This window comes from Bradyrhizobium sp. CB1717 (assembly GCF_029714325.1).
Lineage (GTDB): Bacteria > Pseudomonadota > Alphaproteobacteria > Rhizobiales > Xanthobacteraceae > Bradyrhizobium.
Genome location: NZ_CP121666.1, coordinates 7,940,007 through 7,964,639 on the forward strand (window position 1 = coordinate 7,940,007; position 24,633 = coordinate 7,964,639).

Below are 24,633 nucleotides of genomic sequence, written 5' to 3' on the forward strand. Positions count from 1 at the left end.
TTCCCACAGAGCGCGATGAGTTGGTTTATTCTGCAGCCAGGAGCTTGGCTCTCGAAGCTTCCTTCCAGGGGGCCTTCGTTTTCTTCCAGACCGGCGAGTTGATGGCCATGTCCATGTCGCGCGCAAAGATGGCAAAACCGTCATAGCCGTGATATGGGCCCGAATAGTCCCAGGAGTGCATCTGCCGGAACGGCACACCCATCTTTTGAAAAACGTATTTTTCCTTGATGCCCGAGCCGACGAGGTCAGGCTGGAGCTTTTCGACGAAGTGCTCGAACTCGTAGCCATTGACGTCATCGTAGATGAGCGTGCTGTCCTTTACGTAGTGCTGAGCTGTGCGCTGATAGTCGTCGTTGTGACCGAACTCGTATCCGGTACCAATGACTTCCATCCCGAGGTCCTCGTATGCGCCAATCACATGACGCGGACGGAGCCCGCCGACGTACAGCATCACCGTCTTGCCCTCCAGGCGCGGGCGATATTTTGCGATCACGGCGTTCACCAGCGGTTGGTACTTTTCAATCACCCGCTCGGCACCTTCCTTGATCTTGTCGTCGAAATAGCCCGCAATCTTGCGCAGCGACTCTGCGATCTTTGAAGGTCCGAAGAAGTTGTACTCGCACCAGGGGATGCCGAACTTCTCTTCCATGTGGCGTGAGATGTAGTTCATGGAACGGTAGCAATGCAGAATGTTGAGCTTTGCCTTCGGCGTTGCCTCGAGCTCAGCTAGCGAACCGTCGCCAGACCACTGCGCGATCACCCGCAGGCCCATCTCCTCTAGTAGAATTCGCGATGACCAGGCGTCGCCGCCGATATTGTAGTCTCCGATGATCGCAACATCGTACGGCGTCGGCTCAAACGTTGGTTTGCCATCGGACTCGGGCTTGTCGAAAATCCAATCGCGCACCGCGTCGTTGGCAATGTGGTGGCCTAGTGACTGCGACACGCCCCGAAACCCCTCACAACGGACCGGCACGATGGTCTTGCCGCCATATTCCTTGGATTTTGCTCTCGACACGGCCTCGATGTCGTCACCAATCAATCCGATCGGGCATTCCGATTGGATGGTGATGCCGTTGTTGAGCGGAAACAGCTCCTGGATTTCATCAAGAATTTTGACCAGCTTTTTGTCGCCACCGAACACGATATCCTTTTCCTGGAAGTCCGAGGTGAACTGCAGGGTCACGAAGCTATCGATGCCCGTCGTGCCAACGTAATAATTGCGTCGCGAGCCCCACGAATACTGACCGCAGCCGACCGGGCCGTGGCTGATATGGACCATGTCCTTGATCGGTCCCCAGACCACTCCCTTTGACCCTGCATAGGCGCAGCCTCTGATCGTCATCACGCCAGGTATGGATTTGATGTTGGACTTCACCCCGCAATCTGACTTGCCGGCTTGGTGAACGTTGAGGTGCTTGGCACGCCGTTTCGCGGTTTTCTCCGGATAGACCTTCAGCACCTCCTCGATCAGCTCTTTGTTGCGAGCCCTGATTTCTGCGATGCTCTGGGTCGTGGCGAGACTCATCTGATGTCCTTCAAAGGTTAGCTGTTGCGAGGGCGACTTCTTGAGCAAGACTTTAGCAACGAGCATGCCAGCGTCTCTTGAGCACCAAAAAACATAGCAAACAAAATCGCTTAGCGAGCCTCCTGCGGTGACGGGGGGTGTTGTTGCGAATCCGACATTAGCTTTGGGCAGAGAAAACTCTCGGTTTGGCCCTGTTCGAAATGAAACAAGGCTGCCTATGCGTGAAATCGCCTGCCCCGCCCAATTCTCGAGCGTGTCCGCGATCGCAGTACTCTGCGATCGCGCTCGCCGAAGGCCCTGCACAGGAAGACCGGCCGCAAGAGCGGTTGGCCCAAACAGGCCTGCCAATGCTATCTATGCTTGCCGCGACCGACAGGTGCTTACCTGCTGCGATGCGATGAGGTGCATGACCTCATCCAGCGTTGGCTCGCCGAATCACGAGAACAGCTGCCGCGCCTTGATTAGCGCACGCACGAGCACATCGATCTCTTCGCGTGTATTGTAAAGTCCGAGGGACGTACGGCACGTTGCCAGCACGCCGAAGCGCTCAAGCAGCGGCATCGCACAATGGGTTCCCGCCCGCACCGCAACACCGGCGCGGTCGATGATGGTGGCAACATCATGCGCATGCGCTCCCTTCATATCAAAGGAAATGATCGGTCCCCTGTCGGCCGGGGTCCCGATCATGCGCATGAAATTGATCTCCGCCAGCCTCTCCTGGGTGTAAGCGAGCAGTACGCTCTCGTGCCTGCGGATCTGCACCTTGCCTATTGAATTGATGTAATCGATAGCCGCCCCTAAACCGATGGCTTCGACGATCGGCGGCGTACCCGCTTCGAACCGGTGTGGCGGATCACCATAAATGACGCCGGAACGCGAGACCTCGCGGATCATCTCCCCGCCGCCATTGAAAGGCGGCATCGATGCCAAATGCTCAGACTTGCCGTAAAGCACACCGATCCCCGTCGGACCATAGAGTTTGTGGCCCGTCATGACGTAGAAATCGCAATCCATGTCGCAGACGTCGGCGCTCAGGTGGACGCAAGCTTGCGAGCCGTCGACCAGCACCGGGATACCACGAGCATGCGCGATCCTCACCACCTCTTTCACCGGCAATACCGTGCCGAGCACGTTCGACATTTGTGTGATTGCAACCATCTTGGTGCGCGGGGTCAGCAGCCGCTCAAAATCATCGAGCAAGAAGTTGCCCTCATCATCCACTGGCGCCCATTTGATCACTGCACCGAGTCGTTCCCTGAGAAGGTGCCATGGCACAATGTTGGAGTGGTGTTCCATAATCGAGAGAACGATCTCATCACCCGGGGTAATGCGTTCACGCCCAAAAGTCTGGGCGACCAGATTGATTGCTTCCGTGGCGCTCCGAGTGAAGATGATCTCTTCGTTTGAACGCGCGTTCACAAACTGCGCCACCTTGGTACGGGCGCCTTCATACGCCTCGGTCGCCGCGTTAGCGAGGTAGTGCAAGCCGCGATGAACGTTGGCGTATTCGCTGGAGTACACTTGCATCATACGGTCAAGCACCGCGTTGGGCTTTTGCGCGGATGCAGCGTTATCAAGGTAAACAAGCGGCTTGCCGTACACCGTCATGGCGAGCGCAGGAAAGTCCGTACGTAGACGGTTGACGTCGTAACCGCCATTGCTCACGGCGGGATGTGCGCTCATCGCCCCGCCTGCAGCCAGTGTTCAGCTTGAGCTGTCACAAAATCGCGCAGATTCTCAGAAGTGATCTCCTCAATCGACTGGCCAACGAAGGCTTTAATCAGCAACATTTTCGCATCCTTCTCGGATAGCCCCCGAGCGCGCAGATAGAATACAAGACTGTTGTCCAGCGCACCCGATGTCGCTCCGTGGCCGCAGGTCACGTCGTCAGCCAAGATTTCAAGTTCCGGCTTGCTGTCGGCCTCGGCCTGGTCGGATAGGAGCAACGCCCGCGTCGTCAGGTTGGCATCTGTCTTCCGGGCGGCGGGACGAACGACAATTCGGCCCTGAAATACCGAGCGGCCGCAATCGTCGATGACCGCGCGGAACTTCTCCCGACTGATGCAATGTGGCACGGCGTGGTCTACCACCATCGTTGTGTCGGCGTGAAGCTCGTCCCTGATGAGATTAACGCCATTCGCCGAGACCTTGGTTCCCTCGCCAGCCAGCTTGATGAATCCCTGATAGCGGCTGATGGAGCCGCCGCAGGTCATGCTGAAGAGGTCGAGCTTAGCCCTGGCGCCGACTGCGATGATCGCAGACGAGATATTCACGGCGTCAGAGGCAGCGGCTGCGACGCGGATATGCGAAAGGCTCGCCTCGTTACCAACCAGGGCGATTATCGCATCGTTGGCTTGATAGCCGCTCGCGCGTTCAGCCGAGACGAAACTTTCCACGATGGCCGCATGCGCTCCTTTACCAAGCTGTAGATACGAGCGTGTAAAGGTGGACACCGACACTCCGGTTGCGACGTGAACGATTTGAATTGGACGCTTCACCGCGTTGCCGTCGACGACCGTAATCACCAGGCCATCTGTCGCCATTGCGGCGTTTAGCGAGATAGCGGAATCGCTCGTCGTCGACAGCAGCAGACCTGCCATGTCGCCAGGGGCCGAATTCTCCAGAACCTCTCGCAGCGACCGCACAACAACTTGATTTTTCAGCCTGCCGAGATCGGATAGCTCCGGCGCGAATATACCATCCACCAAAACCAGTTTGACCGCCTGATCGACCGATACTCGCTCGGCCGACACCTTTGCGCGCACCAGCGCCTCCGTATCCGGTCGCGGAGCGAGTGGCAGCACCCCGCCGATCAGGGCGCGCAGATCTGTGTATTTCCAGTCCTCCATGCCCCGATGCGGAAGGCCGGTACGCTCGTAGACCTCAAATGCGCTCGCCCGGATTTGGGGGACAAGGCCTGCACCAGGCAGCCGTCCACGCGCCGCAGCGAAAACATTGCCAATTGCGCGTTCGGGGTCGGCTTTGGGCAAAACCTGCTTCATCGGAGTCCCTAGAGCCGTCAGGCCGCGTCTTCGAATTGGGCGTAGCCAGAAGCCTCGAGCTCCAGCGCGAGTTCCTTGCCGGCGTTCTTCATGATCCGCCCTTTCGACATCACGTGCACAACGTCCGGCATGATATGGTCGAGAAGCCGCCGATAGTGCGTGATCACGATCATCGCTCGTTCCGGCGAACGCAAGGTGTTGATGCCGCTGGCGACGATACGCAGCGCGTCGATGTCGAGGCCGGAATCGATCTCATCAAGGATGCACAGACCCGGCTCGAACAACGCCATCTGCAAAATTTCGTTACGCTTCTTCTCGCCGCCGGAGAAGCCGACATTGACGCCGCGCTTGAGCATGTCCTGGGGAATGTTGAGCGAACCGGCCACCTCGCGGATTCTTTTCAGAAATTCGGGGGTGGAGAATTCCTGTTGATCCCGCGCCTTGCGCTGGGCGTTCAGTGCCGCCCGCAGGAAGTTCATGGTGGTCACGCCAGGGATCTGGACCGGATACTGGAATGCCAGGAACACGCCCTTGGCGGCGCGTTCATTTGGCTCCATCCGCAACAGGTTCTCGCCCCTGAACAGGATTTGTCCACCGGTGATCTCATAACCGGGCTTGCCGGCGATAACATGCGAGAGCGTCGACTTGCCGGAGCCGTTCGGCCCCATGATCGCGTGCACCTCACCCAAATTTACGTTAAGATCGAGGCCGCGAATAACTTCGCGGTCTTCGACACCAACATGCAAATCTCGGATTTCGAGTAGCGCCATTCTGGTCTGATCCCTGAAATGTCGTCCGGCGAGCCGCCTTCGAGGGGGCTCGCGGGAGGTTTGGTTATCCGACAGATCCGTCGAGCGAGATCGAGATTAGCTTCTGGGCCTCCACTGCGAACTCCATCGGCAGTTTTTGCAGAACTTGTTTGACGAAGCCGTTGACGACCAGGCCGACAGCCTCTTCCTGGCTGAGGCCGCGCTGGATGCAGTAGAACAGCACGTCCTCGGAGATCTTCGAGGTCGTCGCCTCGTGCTCGAACGTCGCGGAGGAGTTCTTGGCCTCGATATACGGCACGGTGTGCGCGCCGCATTTGTCGCCGATCAGCAACGAGTCGCAGGCGGTGAAGTTGCGCGCGCCGGTCGCTTTCCGGTGCGCGGTGACGAGACCGCGATAGGTGTTCTGCGACTTGCCGGCGGCGATGCCCTTGGAGATGATGCGGCTCGACGTGTTCTTGCCGAGATGGATCATCTTGGTGCCCGAGTCGACCTGCTGGAAGCCGTTCGAGATCGCGATCGAGTAGAACTCACCGCGCGAGTTGTCGCCGCGAAGAATGCAGCTCGGATACTTCCAGGTGATCGCCGAACCGGTCTCGACCTGGGTCCAGGAGATCTTGGAATTGTTACCGCGGCAGTCGCCACGCTTGGTGACGAAATTGTAGATGCCGCCCTTGCCTTCCGAATTGCCGGGATACCAGTTCTGCACCGTCGAGTACTTGATCTCGGCATCGTCATGCGCGACGAGCTCGACCACGGCCGCGTGCAGCTGGTTCTCGTCGCGCTGCGGCGCGGTGCAGCCTTCGAGATAGGAGACGTAGGAGCCCTTGTCGGCGATGATCAGCGTGCGCTCGAACTGGCCGGTGTTGCGTTCATTGATACGGAAATAGGTCGACAGCTCCATCGGGCAGCGCACGCCCGGCGGCACGTAGACGAACGAGCCGTCGGAGAACACCGCCGAGTTCAGCGTCGCGTAGAAATTGTCCGAGGTCGGAACCACCGAGCCCAGATATTTCTGCACCAGCTCAGGGTGCTCGCGGATCGCCTCCGAGATCGGCATGAAGATCACGCCGGCCTTCTTCAGCTCGGCCTTGAAGGTGGTCGCAACCGAGACCGAGTCGAACACCGCATCGACCGCGATCTTGCGGCGCGCCGGATCTTCCTCGCCCACCTTGGGCTCGACGCCTTCGAGCATGGCAACTTCCCGCAAGGGGATGCCGAGCTTCTCGTAGGTCTTCAGGATCTCCGGGTCGACCTCGTCCAGGGACGAGACCGACTTCTTCGGCTTCGGCGCTGCGTAGTAATAGAGGTCCTGGAAGTCGATCTTGGGATAGTCGACGCGGGCCCATGTCGGCTCGGTCATGGTCAGCCAGCGCCGATAGGCCTCAAGCCGCCACTGGAGCATCCAGGCGGGTTCGTTCTTCTTCTGCGAGATGAATTTTACGATCGCTTCCGAGATCCCCTTCGGGGCCTTCTCGGAGTCGATCAGGGTCTCAAACCCATAACGATACTGGTCGACGTCGATGCGCTTCACGCGCTCGACCGTCTCTTGTACGGCTACCATTGCCCGCTCCACTCGCGCAACGACAACTCCCGCTGGCGAGGATTCCGCCGCAATCTATCTGACCCGATCGCGCAAGTTGCCGCCGACTCCGGGCCAGCGAGTGAGAGAAACAGAAGACAGATCCAAAAGGCGGCTGTCGATCGCGTTTTCATCATGTTCGCGCCCGAGCTTCTCTCATCGGCCACTCCACCTATGCCGGCACGCACGTATCGGGCACCGGGCAAACGACGGCGCATTGTGGCGCGTCAAAGTGCCCCTCACATTGAGTACACTGGGTCGGATTGATCACATATATGTCGTTCTTCAGGTTGATCGCGGCATTGGGACATTCGAACTCACATGCACCGCAGACGGTGCACTGGGATGCGATTATCTTGTAGGCCATCACTGCGATTCCATGAGCCAAAGTTGCGGGACGGTCTCTGGCGTTCAAGTCTTGTGCCAGACAGTTTAACTTGATTTTGTCTGGGCTATTTTCGAGAACGCAAGTCGCCGTCTCGACACGGTGTCGCAAATCCTACACCGCGCATGACAGTAGCTTGAGCTCGATCCGTGGTTTGCGCAGGGTCGCTCTCACGGCAGTCAGCGATCAGGTTAACCGCGTTCGCCAGCCTCGGGAACGATCTGCGATCCTTTCTAAGGCCGCTGTGCCGCGGCGATGATGGATGCGCCGCGCGACTTCAAAAAAGCTTCTCCGCCGGTGTGTCAGGTCGACCCCGAGCCGCATCTTGATGGTTTCACTCACCGGGCAGCGGCGACTTCGGCGACAGCACCACGGTAACCTGTGCAGTCATCACCGGCCCAGTTGGCCTCTCCCCAGACAATCAGAAACGCGGCGATCGGGCCAGACAAAGTAGGTTCGGTGATCGCGGGCCCCGCAGCGGACCGCAGGACGCATTCTCAATTGCCTTGGATTACCTGGCAAAACCTGCATTCATATGCGCTGTATGGACCGAAAGTACATTGCCTGTCGTCGTGCGGGGACGAAGCCAGGCGTCCGTCTGGTGATCCTCCGCTTCGCTACAAGTTCGAAACGCATGCCGGCGCCGGTCAGCAGATCGATGGAGCCGAAAAAAAGCCACCCCGAAGGGTGGCCTAAGTCAGGGAGGAAACGCCCATAGGGCCTCTGGGATCAGGCTGCAGCCTGATCGATCGGTGAGAAGGGGAGCCCGAGGCTTTCGGCCACCGCTTCGTAAGTTAGCCGGCCCCGATGGACGTTGAGGCCTGCGCGCAAATGCGGATTTTCGAGGACGGCGGAAAAGCCCTTGTTGGCCAGAGCCAAACCAAACGGCAGCGTCGCGTTGTTCAAGGCCTGGCTCGAGGTCAGCGGCACGGCCCCGGGCATATTGGCCACGCAATAATGAATGATGCCATCCACCTCGTAAGTAGGATCAGCGTGCGTGGTTGGGTGCGATGTCTCAAAGCAGCCGCCCTGATCGATAGCGACGTCCACGAGCACCGCCCTCTTGCGCATCGAGCTCAGCATGCTCCGGCGGACCAGCTTCGGCGCGCTCGCACCTGGAACGAGCACCGCACCAATCACCACATCCGCCGCAAATACCTCTTCCTCCACAGAGTCGATAGTCGAAAATCTGGTGCGAGCGCGTCCTTCGAATAGCTCGTCCAACTCGCGGAGCCGGAGTATCGAACGGTCGATGATGGTCACCTCTGCGCCCAGACCAACCGCCATGCGTGCCGCGTGTGTACCAACGACGCCACCTCCGATCACCACGATTCGGGCAGGCTGAACACCGGGCACCCCACCGATCAACAGCCCTCGTCCTCCTGCACTCCGCTTCAGGGCGCTGCCCGCCGCTTCGATCGCAAGCCTACCCGCGACCTCGCTCATGGGCGCCAGCAGCGGAAGACCACCATGCGGATCAGTTACGGTCTCGTAGGCGATCGCAGTGCATCCAGATTTCAGGAGGCCCTTGGCCTGATCCGGGTCGGGGGCCAGATGCAGATAAGTGAACAGAATCTGATTTTCCCGCAGCTGACACCACTCGGACGGCTGAGGTTCCTTAACCTTTACGATCATCTCGCTCGATGCGAATACCTCAGCCGCGGAAGGTAGAATCGTTCCGCCAACAATGCGATAATCGTCATCGGTTGCACCAATGCCAGCGCCGGCATTGGTCTCGATCATCACGCGGTGGCCTGCTGCCACGTATTCGCGGACAGCTCCCGGGGTAAGGCCCACGCGATATTCATGCGCCTTGATTTCCTTGGGGACTCCGACCTTCATTTGAAAACTCCCTGCCTAGAGGGCCTTTCTAATCGGAAGCACGCAGCGATATTGCGACGCAGCCATCAAAACGGCGCAGAAATTCAACGATATTTGTCAAGCTTCGCAGGATTTCAAACCCACGGGTACCGAGCGGATCGTGTGACCATGCTCGCTGAGCTTAGCCATCGAAACTGCGCGATGGCGATAAATCGTTTCGAATTGCGTTCTCGGCTCGTGGAAAAGCTAACAACCGATATTCAGCGCGCCTAAAGAGCGAAGTCGCAGTCTGCCGGTTGGACAGATTGCCCATCTAAAGAGATCGTTTCAGAGCTAATGAGTAATGGAAGGTGATGGGTGATGGCTCACGACCATTGATCATAAGCTCGGTTTGCAAAAAGCTGGACGATGCGCGGCGTGTTAACAGATCCGGGGCAATTGTTCGCCCCACAACCAGTCGACGATTCGTCGACCGCCGAAGCTGGTCGCCATCTGCACGAATTTCCGATTGTCAGCCACCGCTTCGCCAATATCAGCTGCGTCGGACCCGAGCGGGTGCGCCTTCATGGCTGCAAGCACGGCATCGGCGAAATCAGGCGCGACGATCGCAACGAGCTTGCCTTCGTTGGCGACATGGATGGGATCGAGTCCAAGGAGTTCGCAGGTAGCCGCAACCGCCGGCTTCACCGGAATGGATGCTTCCTGCAGACGGAACCCGAGTTCGGATTGATGCGCAATCTCGTTGAGGGTTGCGGCAAGCCCACCGCGCGTGGGGTCGCGCATTACCCGGATGCCGCTACCGCCGGCGGCAACCATGACCGCTACGAGCTTATGCAACGCTGCGGAATCCGAGACGACCTCGGTTTGAAAAGCGACATTCTGGCGTTTTGACATGACCGCCACTCCATGATCGCCGAGGCTACCGGAGACCAGCACACGGTCCCCGACCATTGCCTTGTCGGCGGAGAGATCGAGCCCATCGGCCACAATCCCGATCCCGGTCGTAGAGATGAACAGACCATCCGCCTTGCCGCGCTCGACGACCTTGGTGTCTCCGGCAATGATGTAAACGCCGGCACTGCGCGCTGCCGCGCCCATGGAATCCGCGATCGCCTTCAGATCAGAAAACGGGAAGCCCTCCTCGATGATAAAACTGGCCGACAGATAGAGGGGACGAGCGCCGGACATCGCGACATCATTGATCGTGCCGTGCACAGCCAGTGACCCGATATTGCCGCCCGGAAAGAACAGCGGCGAGACCACATAGCCGTCGGTCGTCATCACCATCCTGCCTGCCGCAACGTCAAACGCCGACTGATCATTGCAGCGGGCGAGCCATTCATTACCAAAGGCTTGGTGGAAAAGGCCGGAGATCAGCTGTGCCATGGCACGGCCCCCGGATCCGTGGGAAAGATCAACTCGTCCGTTCTCGAGGTCGAGCTTGCGTTGATAGCCCTTTACGCTCATGACGTCCGCCTCAACTGTTCATCGCGAACTCGGCCATAGGTCCAATACGCCGCACAAGCGCCTTCCGATGATACCATGCAGGACCCTATGGGAGTTTCCGGCGTGCAGACGGTTCCAAACAGCTTACACTCGACCGGCCGCTTGGCGCCACGCAGGATCGCGCAGCACTCGCACGCCGGATTGTCTGCGACACGCAGGTCGTGGATCGCAAAACGCGCCTCCGCGTCGAATTGCGCGTAAGCCGGTTTCAGCTTCATTCCGCTGTTGGGTACGAGTCCGAGCCCACGCCATTCAAACTGCTCGCGCAGTTCGAATATCTGCGATACCTCGTCCTTGGCGCGCCGATTTCCTTCACGTGTCACCGCACGACTGTATTGGTTCTCCACCTGGTAGCGATCTTCGTTCACCTGCCGCACCAGCATCAGAATCGCCTGCATCACATCGAGCGGTTCAAATCCCGCGATCACGATCGGCTTGCCAAATTGTTCCGCCAGGGGCTCGTAAGGCTGCGTACCGATAATGGTGCTGACATGTGCAGGCCCGATGAAGCCGTCAATTGGAACCCCGCCGGTGTCGCGGATTTTGGGGTTCTCGAGAATGCTGTGCATCGCAGAGGGTGTAAGCACGTGGTTGCAGAACACGCTGAGGCCCTTCAGCCGCTTCTTCTCGGCAATTCGGATCATCACCGCCGTCGGGGGCGTCGTGGTCTCAAATCCGATGGCAAAGAAGACCACCTCGCGGCTCGGCGCCTGTTCGGCGAGCCGGATAGCGTCGAGCGTCGAGTAGATCATCCGAATGTCTGCGCCGAGCGCTTTAGCTCGCAACAGGGACTGTCCTTGCGACCCAGGCGCGCGCATCAGGTCGCCGTAGACGCACAGAGTGACCTCTGGTCGGTCGACAAGCCGGATCGCCATATCGATTCGACTGGCGGGCAGAACGCAGACCGGACAACCGGGCCCGTGGATCATGCGGACGTTCGCGGGCAGCAGATCCTCCAGGCCATATCGGGAGATCGCATGAGTGTGCCCGCCGCAGAATTCCATGAACCGATAGGCTCTTTGCGAACTAACCTCGGCGCCAATCGCACGCGCAATTCCCTGCGCGATGGCCTTGTCGCGAAATTCGTCGGCATATTTCATGATCGACGTTCCCCTGCGCTGCCTAGCTCCTGCAGCAGCTCCAGCGTGCGCTCGGCTTCCGTCGGATCGATCTTGGCCAGCGCATAGCCAACATGGACAAGGACGCAATCGCCGACCTCGAGCTCGTCGACGAGAGCAATCGATATCTCCAGGCTGATGCCATCGATGGACACTATGGCCATGTCGTTGGGAAGAATCTTCGCAATCTTTGCCGGAACCGAAAGACACATCTCAGGTTGATCCTCCCCTGACGGACGACTGTTGAGATATCTGCAGAGCAGCAATCCAGGCCTGGCCAAGGCTCAAACCGCCATCATTGGGCGGCACCCGCCGTGGCACGAGCGGGGTAAGGCCGGCCGCGCTGCAACCGCGCGGGATTTCATCCGCCAGCGCCGCGTTCAGAAAGCAGCCGCCGCTCAGAACGACGGTATTAACGCCCGTTGTCCGCGAAGACCGCGTGACCCAGTCAACGCAGGCAGCGGCGAAGGTGCCATGAAACAGCCCGGCTCCGCCCACCGGGTCAATGTCATCTGCAATCAACCGCGCAAACAGCGGACGAAGCGACAGCACGCCGCCATCGATCGTCCAGCCGGCTTCGAGAACCGCAGTCCGCCGCACAAGCGCCTCGAGCTTCATCGCCGCTTCGCCCTCATAGCTCTGCAAACTCGCAATCCCCAGCAGCGCCGCTGCGGCGTCGAACAACCGGCCCGCACTGGTCGTGGTGGCCCCGCCCGGCTGTTCGAGCAAGGCCGACACACATCCAGCCTGCCGTTGCGACGCAAAGCGCGGCCCGATTTCGTTACCCCGGCCGAGCGCGTGTAATACTGCGCTGGCCATGCGCCACGGCTCGCGGGCTGCACGATCTCCACCAGGCATTTGCAGGGGCGCTAAGTGCCCGATGCGTCGGCACCCCGTCCCTTCGCACAACAATAGCTCGCCACCCCAGTTTCCTCCCCCGGAGCCAAGGCCATGGCCATCGAGCACCAGGGCAAGCGCAGGTCCCGCATGGCCATGCTCGGCAATCACTGCGGCGGCGTGTGCGTGGTGATGCTGGACAGCGACCAGCGCGCGGCCATTTGCTTCCGCAAACCGGGTAGAAGCCATATCAGGATGCAGATCATGGGCGATGGCGACAGGCTCTACATCAAGGCTCGATGTAAGGTGTCGGATCGTCTCCTCGAACGCGCGGATGCCTTCGGCCGTATCCAGATCGCCAATATGCTGGGAGACGAACGCTTCGTTGTCCCGCGTGATGGTGACGGTCGATTTCAGTGCGCCGCCGACGGCGAGCACGGACGGCACCGACTTCGCAAGCCTGATCGGTTCGGGAACATAGCCGCGGGCACGACGAATGAATTGCGGCCGGCCAGCCACCACCGACACCACGGAATCATCAGCATGCGTCACTATATCGCGATCATGGGTCACGATAAGATCGGAGATCCTCTCCAGCCGCCGCAGCGCCTGCGCGTTGTCGATCAGGAGCGGTTCGCCGCAAAGATTGGCACTGGTGGCGACGATGACCGGGCCGGTGCCCGCATATGCTTCTGCCGAGCGAAGCGCATGAAGGATGAGGTGATGCAGCGGCGCTACAGGCAGCATGACACCCACTCGCGATAAGCCAGGAGCTATGGCGGGCGCCAAATTGTTGCGCGAAGGAAGAAGGACGATGGGACGTGCTACGGATTCGAGCAGCGCAAGCTCGGGCGCGTTAGCCTCCGCGATGGCGCTGACGCGCTCTATGGAATCTACCATAACCGCGAACGGCTTCTGAAGGCGCTGCTTTCTCCTGCGCAAACGCTGCACGGCGTCCTGGTTACGCGCATCGCAAAGAAGCTGGTATCCCCCCAGCCCCTTTATCGCCACTATTTCTCCCGCCGCGATAGCCGCGACAATGGCGCTGATCCCATGGCTGAGCCGAGGCCCGCATGTCGGACACGCGATCGCCTCCGCATGAAACCTGCGGCTCGCCGGATCGGCATATTCGGCCGCGCAGGCGGCGCACAGCTTAAAAGCCCCCATCACGGTGTTGCGGCGGTCGTACGGAAGCCGTTCGGCGATGGTGTAGCGTGGGCCGCAATGGCAGCAACTGATGAAGGGGTAATGGTAGTGCCGATTTTGTGGATCGAACAGCTCGCTGAGGCATTGCCGGCAGACAGCAGCATCAGCAACGATCTGCGTTGACAATTTGCCGCCTTCGCTCGTGCCGATCAAAAAGCCTTTCGCCCCGAGCCCCGCAGTTTCCCGAACACAGATGTGGTCGATGCGTGCCAATGGAGGCGCCTCGAGCGGCAACGTGGCGACAAACTCCGACGTCCGGTGGCCCTCGACTTCGATCGTAACGCCCTCGGGGCCATTGATGACGAACCCCGCCAATCCGTAGCGCGTGGCGAGTCCATAGACGTAAGGACGAAAGCCAACCCCTTGCACGGCCCCACTCACGCGCACGCGCAGCCGCGTTCGGTCGCAGGTGGTTAGGGCTCTCATCGCCTCGTGTCCTCTAGGGCGCGCCTCTGCTGCCCCGCCTGTCTATCGATCCAGGCGTACAGCGCGCCAAAACCCTCGCCCGTACGCGCCGACACTACAAGCACGTCGATCTTGGGATTGACTCGTCTCGCGTATTCGATCGCCTTTCCCAAATCGAAATCAAGCAGCGGGGCCAGATCAATCTTGTTAATCACCATGAGCGAAGAAGCGGCAAACACATCAGGATATTTGAGCGGCTTGTCTTCACCTTCGGTAATCGACAGCACTACAATCTTGCAAGCCTCGCCAAGGTCGAAGGCTGCGGGACAGATCAGATTACCGACGTTCTCGATGAAGAGAATACCCCCCGTGAGCAGCGGCAAGCGACGATAAGCCTCGGCAATCATCGCAGCGTCGAGATGGCAACCCTTGCCGGTGTTGACTTGAATGGCTGGCACGCCGGCGGCCCGAATGCGTTCGGCATCGTTCGAGGTTTGCTGGTCGCCTTCGATGACCCCGACCGGCCGGCTACGCTTGAGCTCAGACACACCGCGGACTAGCAGCGTCGTTTTACCTGCACCGGGACTGGACAAAAGATTAAGTACAAGCAGGTCCTCGGCGACAAAGAGCGCGCGGTTGTCCGCCGCAATTCCATTATTCTTGCCAAGAATATCGCGCCCGATCTGAATGACCCGCTCTCTGCTCTTGCCCGCGACCTTCAAGCCAGCCGGGCCAGCGCCGCCACTCAGAAGCGCCTGCCCACCATGAGCCTGGTGATGGGCAGAGGGATGGCGACTATGACTATCGCCTGCATGGTTTGAACGCTGCGGGCCTTGGTCGCCATGCGGATAGGCACGATGGCGATCGCAATCGTCCAGCACGTGGGCATCGTATCGCTGATGGCTCTCCGCATCATGCGCTTTGGCGCGTTTGGTCGATGGCGTCTCTTCGGTGCAGCCGCAAACGGTACACATCAATCGATCTCCAGCTCTTTCACGCGCATCTGTTCGCCCGCGGTTACCTGCAACTGATAGCTGCCGCAGCAAGGACAGCATTCACCGCGTCGCGCAATCTCGACGCTCTTCGAACAGCTCATGCACCAGGCAGCACCTGGCAGTTCGACGATATTAAGGACTGCACTCTCGGCAACAGTCCGCGTCGCGACGACAGCAAAGCAGAACCTGATCGCTTCCGGCGCGGCATGACTCAGCGCTCCGACCTCTAGACAGACACTCCGCACCCGCGAAAACGATCGGTGACGCACCTCCTCCTCGACGATTTGAATGATGCCAAGACAAATCGCCACTTCATGCATCGCCAACTTCGCGAAAATTGAGAGTGAACCCGACGCACGGATCCAGCGATGCAATCACCGCATCGACTGCATCCCGACGCCGTCTAGCCGTCAGCACCGCGCCCTGCAGGCTGCGGACAAGCGGTCCGCGCGGGTGGAAATTCCACTCCGTCGGCGCAAGGAATTCGAAGCGGGATATCCGGCCCTGAGGATCAAGCTCAACCGCGTGGTAGAGACGCCCCCTGGCGCATTCGACCGCGGCCGCGGCACGGCCGGGCCCTAACTTATATCTTTCGATAATCCCATGCTCCGCCGAGTCAATCTGAGCACCGGCCTTGAGCCACGCACATAACCGGAGCGCTTCAGCAATTCTGGCCCTCAGCCGCTCGGCCGCACCGGTGGGGCTCGGCGAGAGCCGATCACGCGTCACTCGGCGCGCCCATGGGCCCGTCTCGGGCACATGTCCGTCAAGATCCGGACAATAGCAAAATGTCGCGCCATCCACGAGCAGCCGTTTAATAATGTTGAGGTCGTCAGCAACGGACAGGAACGAGTGCCCCGCCGGAATTGACTTCAGGTCGATCTCATCAAGCGCTGCAATGCGAAGCGCCAATGGGCTACCGGACCTCACCGCGTCCCGCTCATTCGACATGCCGAGAGCGTTCAGCGCAGCCACGATCCGCGCTGTTTCTTCGCATTGAGCGGAGCCCCAGGCTGGCTGGGCGCTGCCGAGAAGGGCTGACATTCTCCGCATAAGAACGCGGATTGCCGCCGCACTGGCGATGTCTTGCGCAACATGTCCGACAAACAGGCCCCGAAGCAAATCCGCGATGCGCTCGATTACGATAAGCGCAATACGATGCTGTTCTGTTGTGCGGGTGGCCACTTGGTCGCGCGCCGTCTCGATCGCGGACAGCAGTGCAATTTGCTGCGCAGCGGCACACAACGCAAAGAGCCGCGGCAGCACCTCGAGCAGCAACGAGACTTGTTTGCCAGCAAACAGTCGCGCCAGCGGCGGCCGGACTCGCGGCTGGATCTCGATCGCGGCGACTACGTCGGCAGCTAGCGATACGGTGACATCGATTTTGTTTAGGGCAGCGAGGCTCATGAGCACCGCTCCACCAACTTCCTGCGCGAGGTATGCCGGCGGTCGCTGCGTCCGCGCCGTCTAGGGGGTCCCACCCGACACCGAACATTCTCCAAGGTCTTCATGTGAAATACGCCTTAATGATTTCCTGCATGCGCTCGGCCGAGTCCTGGAAATCTTCGTCGGCAGCCAACGCAACAATCGGCACGCCGCCGACCTCCAGCGTATCAAGGATGATGTTGTCCGTAGAACTGAAGAACTGCACCGACCAGACGTTCCTGATCCCGGTCGCCTGCACTCGGCACGAGCCGTAGCCACGGAAGATGAGTTGGACCGGGCCATTGCCCACGCTTTGCTGCAGGAATGTCAGGTCGACAACGCTCATCGGCAGCAAGGTGAGATTGATGACATGCGTGCGCATCCCAAAGCGCCAGACGCGCGCCCGCTCGCGTATTTCGGCGAGCACCGGTTGCACGTTCATCGCGCCATCCGGCGCCGCGCCAATCGCAAGATCGGCGGACGTCAGGTCAGTTGCGGCGCGGAAGACAATCTGCGGGATCGCTCCGACCTCAAGATATTCGTGCGCCGGCTCGCTCCCGATGCGCACGCGCCAGATTCCCGCAAGCGCAGACTCCCGGATTTGCGCGAAAGAGCCATCTGGCAGCGCAACCACGCCGGCGACCTCACCTTCTCCGAGCACTTCGCCAATCAGCTTGCGCTCGGGATCGCTGAGATTCCCGAGTCCGTACAGTTGTGTCCGAGCGCAGCTTCTCTGGCTGCCAACAGCAGCAGCGGCATTCGATAGCAGCGCCATGGCATTTGGGTAGTTCCTTGCAAGCTCGTCGCCCTCGCGCCAAGCGCGCTTGGCGAGCGCACTCGCGCTCGTCAACCCGCTATAGAATACATCGAGACTTCGAAAGCCCGTAGCGAGGTCACTCGCCGTCCCGTCGGCGTCGGCGGATACAACGCGGATCGCCGTTTTCATGATGCGATGTTCCGTTGGCTGCATCGAGAGGCAATGCACTTGCCGACACAAGCGTTGCCGGCGTGTGGCCGAACCATCGGTACCGGGACGCGGCCGAGCCACCCAACCAGTTCGCCACCTACGCCGCGCGCAGGCACTGCACCTTGCAGGCGCCGCCGAAACGCCTTGACCATCTTAGGAAGTAGGAGTGCGACGTGGATGATCCGGAGCAAATATAGGGGATCGGCCGCCGGCAGCTGCATCACGGCCGTTCTCACGGGAGCGTGCACGACCAGGCGCGCATCGACGCTGACGCCCTCCACGTCGTACCAAGCGGGCCGCGCAAGACCATGTTTCGACGGCTGCAATTTCATCACACGCCTTCCTGAAAATGTTCGGTTCTGCTAGCAAGGCGTATGCCAATCACGGTCTGGCCGCGACCCGCGCTCGAAGCAACGGCTCGAAACCTGACATTTCGATGCAAGGTTACGTGCGACGGGATGCGATTCGTGAGCAAGCCTGGTCGGCGCAACCGGCGAGGGGAGCTGCTAGCGTAGGTGCTCCGGCAATTGCGGCTCATGACCGATCAAGTCGGCAAAGAAGCGATCGCAGTCCTGGCCGTTGAGGCTGGCCTCAAGCCCGTGAAGTGCTTCCGAGATCAGCCTCGCTTCATTTTCGGTCAAAAGCCGCACCGCGCTGTCGATATGAACGAGCACCTTGGCGCCGGCCGAGGCGTCGGAGAGCAGCAAGATCGAGACGCGCCGCCGTTCATTGCCATACTCGCACAGCGCCGTGATGCCGTCGGTCTCGACAATCGTCATTGGCAAGCCAAGGCACATGGTCAGTCTCGGGCCGCTAGATCGGCCGCGCCCCGATCTCATAGTTTGCATGGTCGATATTGTTCGCCAACAGCCGTTCTGATGCAGGCAGCGGCGCGGTCCGCGGCTTTGCCGGCGAGTCCCACTGCGCCAGGAGTTTGCAAGCCAGTTCAATCGCAGGCGCAATCTGAAGGCGTACCGGGGTGGTCAGCGGACCGCCCCAGTGCTCCAGGTCCAGCGGCTGACAGCCGATGAGAGCGAGCTCTCGCGGGCGGCGGCCAAGCAGGTCGGCCGCACTCAAGACCTCCTGAAAGCCGGTCTGATGCAGGCTCACCTTCTTGGCGGCGGTAAATTTTGGCACTTCGTCATCTCGCACAAGCTTCAACTGCCCGGGCAGCAATCCATAATCGATGGCATCGAACACGATCAGGCAATCGGACTGCTCAAGAAAACTGACGAGGTAGAGCCCCTGTGTGCCGCCATCGAGGACGGTTACGTTGTCATCGGTGGCGTAGCGGCGATGAAACTCCTCGACCACCCGCACGCCGAATCCCTCGTCGGCCCACAGGATATTGCCGATGCCGAGCACCAGGATCCTTTTCTTGTCTTTCGGATTCAGCATCTGCTTCCCAGTCAATCGCGAAACCGCGCTCACCCGATATCAAAGAGATGCTCCGGCGCGCCATGAGTCTTCCCGGACCACCGCGTAGATATGGACCAGCGCAAAGGTCACGATCACCCACAGGCCGAGATGATGCCAGGTATGGACGTCCTGACTGTTCGGCCAAATTGAAAATACCCAGCCGAACAGCTTGTACTGCCAGCTGTCAGTATCGGCACCTTGCCCATAAAGTGCAAAGCCTGTGACGACCATGAACGTGATCGTCTGCGTAAACATGAAGAACATCGCGAGCTGAGCAAGACGGTTGCGCCCGACGGGCCTCTCGGGCTCAACTGTAAGGAACGCATACCAGCGAATCTCGTGGTACACCTCTCGCCATAAGCACTTGCGCCAGAGCGGCACCCAAAAGATCTGCATGGCATGCGCGTTTCCGATTAAAGCCCAGTAGATCCGCAGAAGAAAGCCGATACTGAGCACATATCCCGCCGAGAAATGAGCAAAGCGGATATAGCCGAACAGGAAATTGCCGCTTGCCTCTCCCGACATCGCCGGTGTCCCGGTTCCAATGACATAGCCGGTTAAACTCAGCATCAGTATGGCCGCCGCATTAACCCAATGCCACAGTCGCACCGGCGCGTAACTGATGGCAATGCCGATGCTCCATTCAGTGGGTTTCGCATCGACGGCGGCAAAGAGCTTCCGAGCTCTGTCCCCAATGTCGTTACCGAACATTGATTGAGGCCACTTCCTGGCCGTCAGGACTCATCACGTGGGTCGAGCAAGCCAAGCACGGATCAAAGGAATGGATCGTGCGCAAGATCTCCAGAGGCCGCTGCGGATCGACCATCGGCGTACCGATCAGGGAGGCTTCGAAAGCGCCAATATTGCCCTTGGGATCGCGAGGAGATCCGTTCCACGTCGTCGGCACGACACATTGATAATTGTCGATCTTGGCGCCCTTGATCTTGATCCAGTGCCCAAGCGCACCGCGCGGGGCCTCACTGAACCCGTAGCCCTTGGCCTCCTTGTGCCAGCTTTCCGGCTTCCACCTGCTCACATCGGCAGTTGCCGTATTGCCTGCCTTGATGTGGATTACCAGCTTATCCTGGAAATAACGCATCTGATGCGCCGCCCACTGGCATTCGAGCGCCCGCGCCGCAGTACGGCCAAGCGTCGAGAACAGCGCAGTCAGGGGAAGATTGAGCCCCTTGAGCAGTCTCTCGGCCGGCTCCTTGAACTCGGCTTTGCCTTGCGCATAACCGATGATGTAACGCGCCAACGGCCCGACCTCCATGGCGTGGCCGCGCCAGCGCGGCGCTTTGATCCAGGAATACTTGCCGCCTTCGTCGAGTTCCTTAATATCTGTCTTGCTGCCTTTGAGTTTTGGCCCAAGTTCAAAATGCGGCTCGGTGATACCGTCCCAGGGATGCAGCCCGCAGCAATCGCTCGGGTATTTGTACCATGAATGCGCGACGAATTCCTGGATCTGCTCGGGATCACCATGGTCGATCGGCAGTATCTCCTTGAGATTGCCACCAAGAATGACCCCGCGCGGCAGCTTGAAACTTTTGGCGGAACAGTCATTTGCGTTTTCGGGGATGTCGCCATAGGACATCACGCTCTTGCTTGAAAGTCCGCCGCCATGGAGCCAGTCCTTGTAGAACGAGCAGATCGCGGCAATGTCGGGCAGGTAGACCTGCTCGACAAACTCGATCGAGCGCTCGATGATCGAGGCCACGATGTTCAGTCGCTCCATATTGATCGCACCCACCGCACCGGGTCCGTCGATGTTGATCGCGCAGGGCACGCCACCGACCAGCCAGTTCGGATGCGGGTTCTTACCACCATAGATAGCTTGGATCTTGACGATCTCCTTCTGGAAGTCCAGCGCTTCCAGATAATGCGCTACAGCCATCAGGTTCGCTTCCGGTGGCAGCTTGTAGGCCGGATGCCCCCAATAGCCATTCTTGAACGGACCGAGTTGTCCTGATCCGAAGAATTTGGTGAGCCGGATCTGCAAATCCTTAAAATAGCCAGGGGACGACAGCGGCCAGGGCGAGATAGACTGCGCGAGCGCCGAGGTGGACTTCGGATCGGCCTTGAGCGCGGAGACCACGTCGACCCAATCCAGCGCGTGCAGGTGATAGAAATGTACGAGGTGATCATGCACGAGCAGGCACAGCTGCATGATGTTGCGGATCGAATTGGCATTCTCCGGAATCGCAATTCCTAGTGCATTTTCAACCGCGCGCACGGAGGTGAGCGCATGGGTGCCGGTGCAGACCCCGCAAATCCGCTCGGTGAACGCCCAGGCGTCGCGAGGATCGCGCCCGCGCAGGATGACTTCGATGCCACGCCACATCGTCCCGCTTGAGACCGCATTGCGGATCACATTGTCGGAATCGACATTGGCTTCGACACGCAGGTGGCCTTCGATCCGCGTCAGCGGATCGATGACGATTCGCCTGCCTGAACGATCAAGATTGAACCCATTCGGTGTCTGGACGGCCACCGTCGCCCCCTCCTCAACTCGGTTTGCTTTTGTGGGCTGCGCGATCCGGCTTGTGGGTCAACCGCTTCACGGCGGTGACCGCTGCATGGGCAGCGACGGTTAGCCCAACTACGCCGGCAGCGGCCAGGCCGATCTGGTCGGCGTTCTCCTCGATCCCGAACTGCTTGATGGTTGTGAGTCGGTCGTAAAATGACCCCTTATCCCAGAAGCCGTCTTCGGAGCAGCCAAAGCAGCCGTGGCCGGATTGAATCGGAAATGAAACGCCGCCGTTCCACCGAAGGGCCGAACAGGCATTGTAGGTGGTTGGTCCCTTGCAGCCCATCTTGTACAGGCAATAACCCTTGCGTGCATACTTATCGTCCCACTCCTCGACGAATTGGCCAGCGTCGAAATGGGAACGCCGATAGCACTTGTCGTGAATGCGCTCGGAATAGAACATACTTGGGCGCCCTTGGCGATCGAGCTCCGGAAGCTTTCCGAACGTGGTGATGAAAGTCACGAGGCCACTCATGACCTCTGCGATAGGCGGGCACCCGGGCACTTTGATGATCGGCTTGTTGGTGATCACCTTATCGATCGGGGCCGCGCCAGTTGGATTGGGCTTGGCCGCTTGCACGCATCCCCAAGACGCACACGTGCCCCAAGCGATGATCGCCATGGACTCTTCCGCCATGGACCTGAGCTTTTCAACGAACGGCTTGCCGCCGTCAATGCAGAACATGCCACCCTCGTTCAGCGGTGGATTGCCTTCGACGGCGAGCACATACCTGCCTCTGTACTTGGCACGAGTTTCCTCCAAGATGGCTTCGGCCTGGTGTCCCGCCGCCGCCATGATCGTATCGTCATAGTCGAGTGAAATCATCGACAGCAGCGCGTCCTTGATCAAGGGATGGGCCGAGCGGATAAAGCTTTCCGAGCAGCAGGTACACTCGAGCCCGTGCAGCCAAATAACCGGCAAACGCGGTTTGGTCTCCAGGGCGTTGGCAATACTGCTTGCGGCGAGCGGACCAAGTCCCAAGCTCGCGGCAGTCAAACTGCAGAATTTGTGGAAACTACGGCGCGTCATACCCTGACGTCTGATCACGCTGTAGAACGTTTCCGTTGCGCCACCCATCAAGCGTTCCATGTGAGTTGTCGTCGGCCATAGCGAATTACTGACGTTCAGCAAGAACCAAGCCACCGAAGCGAAACATTTGACAGATACCATGTCACCGCTTCGAGATCTGCGGACTGTCGAAAGCAGCCAGCGAACCACAAGCTGCGCGATTGGTGTGTCATGCCAATGGTGTCCGGTTTTGGACGTCCATGTGAGCACTTCAACAGAGCAGCACGATGGTTCACTACTGCACGGCGACTACGTCTTGCTCGCGTTTGCACGACCGCGACACTCACGCGTCGCGCCGGTCGTTCAATGGAATTGGTGCAGTTGACGGGCACTGGACTGCCCTCCAGTCTTAGTCAGACTTGACGATTGCTGGCCAATGGGGCGTTAATCCGCTCATAGTCGCAACCGCGCAAGCAGTCTGTACCAAAGCGCCTGTCGAGCGACGAAGGCGAGCCGCGGTGCGCACACCGCCGTCGCTTTTTAGGTCTGATCGATCCAATCTGCCTTTGATTCAAAGTGCCGCGCCGCACGGCATCGCTGCAGGATGTAAGCGAGAGCCTGGAGAGCTATCACGAGCGCTCGTCGCGCGAGCCGATCGATAGCAATTCGCGATCGTCTTGGCGCATCGCTTCTTCGCGATAGCGGAGGCAATCTCGTTCTTGAAGCACTGGCGCGACCCGCGCCAAACGCGGATATCAGGTAACGGCGCCGACTTCAGTCGACATCGATGCGTAGCAGCACGTCTGCCGACCACCCAAAACGGTTGGCCGAGCCTTTCGGCCAGAAGCGGATTATCGGATTATTGCAGCATAGACGATATATTGGACTTGTTCGCGGTAATACTTCCGGATTTCTCCGGGTGCTGCCGTTCCGACCACCACGACGAGACGCTCCTTTGGGTCGCAGAAAAATTGTGTGCCGTAGGCGCCAGTCCAAGTGAACTCACCTGGATTACCCGGAACCGCCGAGAGACCCTCGTTTATACGTACAGCTACTCCGAGCCCGAAGCCGAAACCGGCACGGTGCGCCTCCACATTGGCGACCTTATTTTTGATCTCTGCCCCGAGGTGGTCGGAAATCATGTGGCGCACCGTCTTCGGACCGAGAATGCGCTGCCCATCGAGCTCCCCGCCGTTGAGCAGCATTTGTCCAAAGCGCACGTAGTCACCGACTGTCGCAAATGCGCAGGCTCCCCCGCAGTCAAACTTCGTCGAACTTTCGAGGAGCTCGATGTCTTGTGGCTTTCCCGTAAGCGGGTCGGCTGGAAATGGACGTGCGAGGCGTTCGCGTTGCGATTCAGACAAATGGAAAGTGGCATCCTGCATCTCGATGGGCTTCCACAGATTGCTGGCAAGATAGTCGCCCAATCGCTGTTCGCTGACCTGTTCCACGACAGCTCCCAGCACATCGGTCGAGAAGCCGTACTCGAATTCCGTACCCGGTTGGTGCGCCAGCGGCAGCTTGGTAATGGTTTCGATGAACGCCTGCTTATCGCCCCTTAGTGGCGGAGCGGCGAAATCGGGATAGAGCCGCGCCACTTGGTCTGAGCTGTCAGGGGGCACACCGTAGGTGAGCCCGGATGTGTGGCGATAGAGATCGTGGATGTAGATCGGAGAACTCTGCGTTTGAAATTCCAATGAGCCGACATGCTGTGGCACTCCCACCTTCATGTTTGCGAATTCCGGGTAATAATCCGTAAGCCTGGCCCGTAGAGGCAGGCGACCTTGCTCCATGAGGATAAGTCCCGCAACGGCCACCATCGGCTTGGTCATAGACGCAAGCCCGAACATCGCGTCGAGCCGCATCGACGTTCCTTTTGCAGGATCGAGTTGCCCATACGCCTTGTAGTGAATCAGCTTGCCGTCCCTGGCGATTGCAACCACCGCACCCGGCACGCGTTTACTAGCGATTTCGCGAGCGAAGAACTCGTCGAGCTTGGCGAGGCGCTGCTGAGAAAAGCCGAGGTCCTGGGCCGTCGCTTCGGGCAGAGGCGCGGGGTGCACTGAATTGAAGCCAATTCCAGCAACCGCAGCGGCCATAACAAGCTTGTTCATTGTAGCCTCGCAAAGATTGA

20 protein-coding genes and 1 pseudogene are annotated in these 24,633 nt (G+C 59.5%); all 21 read right to left on the minus strand.

The annotated features are described in order from the left end of the window. Positions 1 to 25 precede the first annotated feature (25 nt). The 21 genes and pseudogenes from nifD to QA649_RS36950 all read right to left on the minus strand — a co-directional run bounded on the left by nifD (position 26) and on the right by QA649_RS36950 (position 24,613). Positions 26 to 1,528 (minus strand): nitrogenase molybdenum-iron protein alpha chain, encoded by a 1,503-nt coding sequence (nifD, locus tag QA649_RS36850; protein ID WP_283026181.1) that lies wholly within the window; start codon positions 1,526 to 1,528, stop codon positions 26 to 28. A 435-nt stretch (positions 1,529 to 1,963) separates the two neighbouring features. Continuing rightward, the gene (locus QA649_RS36855) at positions 1,964 to 3,211 is read right to left on the minus strand and encodes a cysteine desulfurase (protein ID WP_283021445.1); all 1,248 of its coding nucleotides are present in this window, start codon (positions 3,209 to 3,211) and stop codon (positions 1,964 to 1,966) included. After that, positions 3,208 to 4,530, minus strand: coding sequence for a Fe-S cluster assembly protein SufD (gene sufD, locus QA649_RS36860; protein ID WP_283021446.1), 1,323 nt, complete (start codon positions 4,528 to 4,530; stop codon positions 3,208 to 3,210). The genes QA649_RS36855 and sufD overlap by 4 nt, the downstream gene beginning before the upstream one ends. A gap of 17 nt (positions 4,531 to 4,547) precedes the next feature. Further along, entirely contained in the window at positions 4,548 to 5,300 is a 753-nt protein-coding gene (gene sufC, locus QA649_RS36865) for a Fe-S cluster assembly ATPase SufC (protein ID WP_283021447.1), read from the minus strand. Between the two features lie 64 nt (positions 5,301 to 5,364). Next, entirely contained in the window at positions 5,365 to 6,861 is a 1,497-nt protein-coding gene (sufB, locus tag QA649_RS36870; protein WP_283021448.1) for a Fe-S cluster assembly protein SufB, read from the minus strand. Positions 6,862 to 7,051: 190 nt separating this feature from the next. Continuing rightward, the gene (locus QA649_RS36875) at positions 7,052 to 7,246 is read right to left on the minus strand and encodes a 4Fe-4S binding protein (RefSeq protein ID WP_091956552.1); all 195 of its coding nucleotides are present in this window, start codon (positions 7,244 to 7,246) and stop codon (positions 7,052 to 7,054) included. Positions 7,247 to 7,993: 747 nt separating this feature from the next. Next, on the minus strand, positions 7,994 to 9,106 hold the full coding sequence (ald, locus tag QA649_RS36880; RefSeq protein ID WP_157329597.1) for an alanine dehydrogenase: 1,113 nt from the start codon (positions 9,104 to 9,106) through the stop codon (positions 7,994 to 7,996). Between the two features lie 399 nt (positions 9,107 to 9,505). After that, complete coding sequence (gene hypE, locus QA649_RS36885; RefSeq protein ID WP_283021449.1) at positions 9,506 to 10,552, minus strand: hydrogenase expression/formation protein HypE; 1,047 nt, start codon at positions 10,550 to 10,552, stop codon at positions 9,506 to 9,508. Further along, the gene (hypD, locus tag QA649_RS36890; RefSeq protein ID WP_283021450.1) at positions 10,549 to 11,691 is read right to left on the minus strand and encodes a hydrogenase formation protein HypD; all 1,143 of its coding nucleotides are present in this window, start codon (positions 11,689 to 11,691) and stop codon (positions 10,549 to 10,551) included. The genes hypE and hypD overlap by 4 nt, the downstream gene beginning before the upstream one ends. Then, complete coding sequence (locus QA649_RS36895; RefSeq protein WP_100233588.1) at positions 11,688 to 11,921, minus strand: HypC/HybG/HupF family hydrogenase formation chaperone; 234 nt, start codon at positions 11,919 to 11,921, stop codon at positions 11,688 to 11,690. The genes hypD and QA649_RS36895 overlap by 4 nt, the downstream gene beginning before the upstream one ends. Before the next feature lies 1 nt (position 11,922). Further along, entirely contained in the window at positions 11,923 to 14,178 is a 2,256-nt protein-coding gene (gene hypF / locus QA649_RS36900; protein ID WP_283021451.1) for a carbamoyltransferase HypF, read from the minus strand. Continuing rightward, complete coding sequence (hypB, locus tag QA649_RS36905; protein ID WP_283021452.1) at positions 14,175 to 15,131, minus strand: hydrogenase nickel incorporation protein HypB; 957 nt, start codon at positions 15,129 to 15,131, stop codon at positions 14,175 to 14,177. The genes hypF and hypB overlap by 4 nt, the downstream gene beginning before the upstream one ends. Beyond that, positions 15,131 to 15,472 (minus strand): hydrogenase maturation nickel metallochaperone HypA, encoded by a 342-nt coding sequence (gene hypA, locus QA649_RS36910; RefSeq protein WP_100233590.1) that lies wholly within the window; start codon positions 15,470 to 15,472, stop codon positions 15,131 to 15,133. Before hypA ends, hypB begins: the two co-directional genes overlap by 1 nt. After that, the gene (locus QA649_RS36915; protein ID WP_283021453.1) at positions 15,465 to 16,559 is read right to left on the minus strand and encodes a hypothetical protein; all 1,095 of its coding nucleotides are present in this window, start codon (positions 16,557 to 16,559) and stop codon (positions 15,465 to 15,467) included. Before QA649_RS36915 ends, hypA begins: the two co-directional genes overlap by 8 nt. Before the next feature lie 100 nt (positions 16,560 to 16,659). After that, positions 16,660 to 17,523, minus strand: a complete 864-nt coding sequence (locus QA649_RS36920; RefSeq protein ID WP_167406933.1) for a hydrogenase expression/formation protein — start codon at positions 17,521 to 17,523, stop codon at positions 16,660 to 16,662. A gap of 527 nt (positions 17,524 to 18,050) precedes the next feature. Continuing rightward, on the minus strand, positions 18,051 to 18,341 hold the full coding sequence (locus tag QA649_RS36925) for a HypC/HybG/HupF family hydrogenase formation chaperone (RefSeq protein WP_100233592.1): 291 nt from the start codon (positions 18,339 to 18,341) through the stop codon (positions 18,051 to 18,053). Between the two features lie 16 nt (positions 18,342 to 18,357). Next, the gene (locus tag QA649_RS36930) at positions 18,358 to 18,942 is read right to left on the minus strand and encodes a HyaD/HybD family hydrogenase maturation endopeptidase (protein WP_100233593.1); all 585 of its coding nucleotides are present in this window, start codon (positions 18,940 to 18,942) and stop codon (positions 18,358 to 18,360) included. Between the two features lie 19 nt (positions 18,943 to 18,961). Then, positions 18,962 to 19,659, minus strand: a pseudogene (gene cybH / locus QA649_RS36935) (Ni/Fe-hydrogenase, b-type cytochrome subunit); the annotation flags it as partial. A gap of 4 nt (positions 19,660 to 19,663) precedes the next feature. Further along, complete coding sequence (locus tag QA649_RS36940) at positions 19,664 to 21,454, minus strand: nickel-dependent hydrogenase large subunit (protein WP_283021454.1); 1,791 nt, start codon at positions 21,452 to 21,454, stop codon at positions 19,664 to 19,666. 13 nt (positions 21,455 to 21,467) lie between these two features. Next, positions 21,468 to 22,568 (minus strand): hydrogenase small subunit, encoded by a 1,101-nt coding sequence (locus tag QA649_RS36945; RefSeq protein WP_157329712.1) that lies wholly within the window; start codon positions 22,566 to 22,568, stop codon positions 21,468 to 21,470. 782 nt (positions 22,569 to 23,350) lie between these two features. Further along, a complete protein-coding gene (locus tag QA649_RS36950) occupies positions 23,351 to 24,613 on the minus strand; it encodes a serine hydrolase domain-containing protein (RefSeq protein WP_283021455.1) in 1,263 nt (420 codons plus the stop codon). Between the last annotated feature and the right edge of the window lie 20 nt (positions 24,614 to 24,633).

Coding starts and splice junctions, on each gene's coding strand:
- nifD (WP_283026181.1), bottom strand. CDS start 1,528: ATGAGTCTCGCCACGACCCAGAGCATCGCAGAAATCAGGGCTCGCAAC.
- QA649_RS36855 (WP_283021445.1), bottom strand. CDS start 3,211: ATGAGCGCACATCCCGCCGTGAGCAATGGCGGTTACGACGTCAACCGT.
- sufD (WP_283021446.1), bottom strand. CDS start 4,530: ATGAAGCAGGTTTTGCCCAAAGCCGACCCCGAACGCGCAATTGGCAAT.
- sufC (WP_283021447.1), bottom strand. CDS start 5,300: ATGGCGCTACTCGAAATCCGAGATTTGCATGTTGGTGTCGAAGACCGC.
- sufB (WP_283021448.1), bottom strand. CDS start 6,861: ATGGTAGCCGTACAAGAGACGGTCGAGCGCGTGAAGCGCATCGACGTC.
- QA649_RS36875 (WP_091956552.1), bottom strand. CDS start 7,246: ATGGCCTACAAGATAATCGCATCCCAGTGCACCGTCTGCGGTGCATGT.
- ald (WP_157329597.1), bottom strand. CDS start 9,106: ATGAAGGTCGGAGTCCCCAAGGAAATCAAGGCGCATGAATATCGCGTG.
- hypE (WP_283021449.1), bottom strand. CDS start 10,552: ATGAGCGTAAAGGGCTATCAACGCAAGCTCGACCTCGAGAACGGACGA.
- hypD (WP_283021450.1), bottom strand. CDS start 11,691: ATGAAATATGCCGACGAATTTCGCGACAAGGCCATCGCGCAGGGAATT.
- QA649_RS36895 (WP_100233588.1), bottom strand. CDS start 11,921: ATGTGTCTTTCGGTTCCGGCAAAGATTGCGAAGATTCTTCCCAACGAC.
- hypF (WP_283021451.1), bottom strand. CDS start 14,178: ATGAGAGCCCTAACCACCTGCGACCGAACGCGGCTGCGCGTGCGCGTG.
- hypB (WP_283021452.1), bottom strand. CDS start 15,131: ATGTGTACCGTTTGCGGCTGCACCGAAGAGACGCCATCGACCAAACGC.
- hypA (WP_100233590.1), bottom strand. CDS start 15,472: ATGCATGAAGTGGCGATTTGTCTTGGCATCATTCAAATCGTCGAGGAG.
- QA649_RS36915 (WP_283021453.1), bottom strand. CDS start 16,559: ATGAGCCTCGCTGCCCTAAACAAAATCGATGTCACCGTATCGCTAGCT.
- QA649_RS36920 (WP_167406933.1), bottom strand. CDS start 17,523: ATGAAAACGGCGATCCGCGTTGTATCCGCCGACGCCGACGGGACGGCG.
- QA649_RS36925 (WP_100233592.1), bottom strand. CDS start 18,341: ATGTGCCTTGGCTTGCCAATGACGATTGTCGAGACCGACGGCATCACG.
- QA649_RS36930 (WP_100233593.1), bottom strand. CDS start 18,942: ATGCTGAATCCGAAAGACAAGAAAAGGATCCTGGTGCTCGGCATCGGC.
- QA649_RS36945 (WP_157329712.1), bottom strand. CDS start 22,568: ATGGGTGGCGCAACGGAAACGTTCTACAGCGTGATCAGACGTCAGGGT.
- QA649_RS36950 (WP_283021455.1), bottom strand. CDS start 24,613: ATGAACAAGCTTGTTATGGCCGCTGCGGTTGCTGGAATTGGCTTCAAT.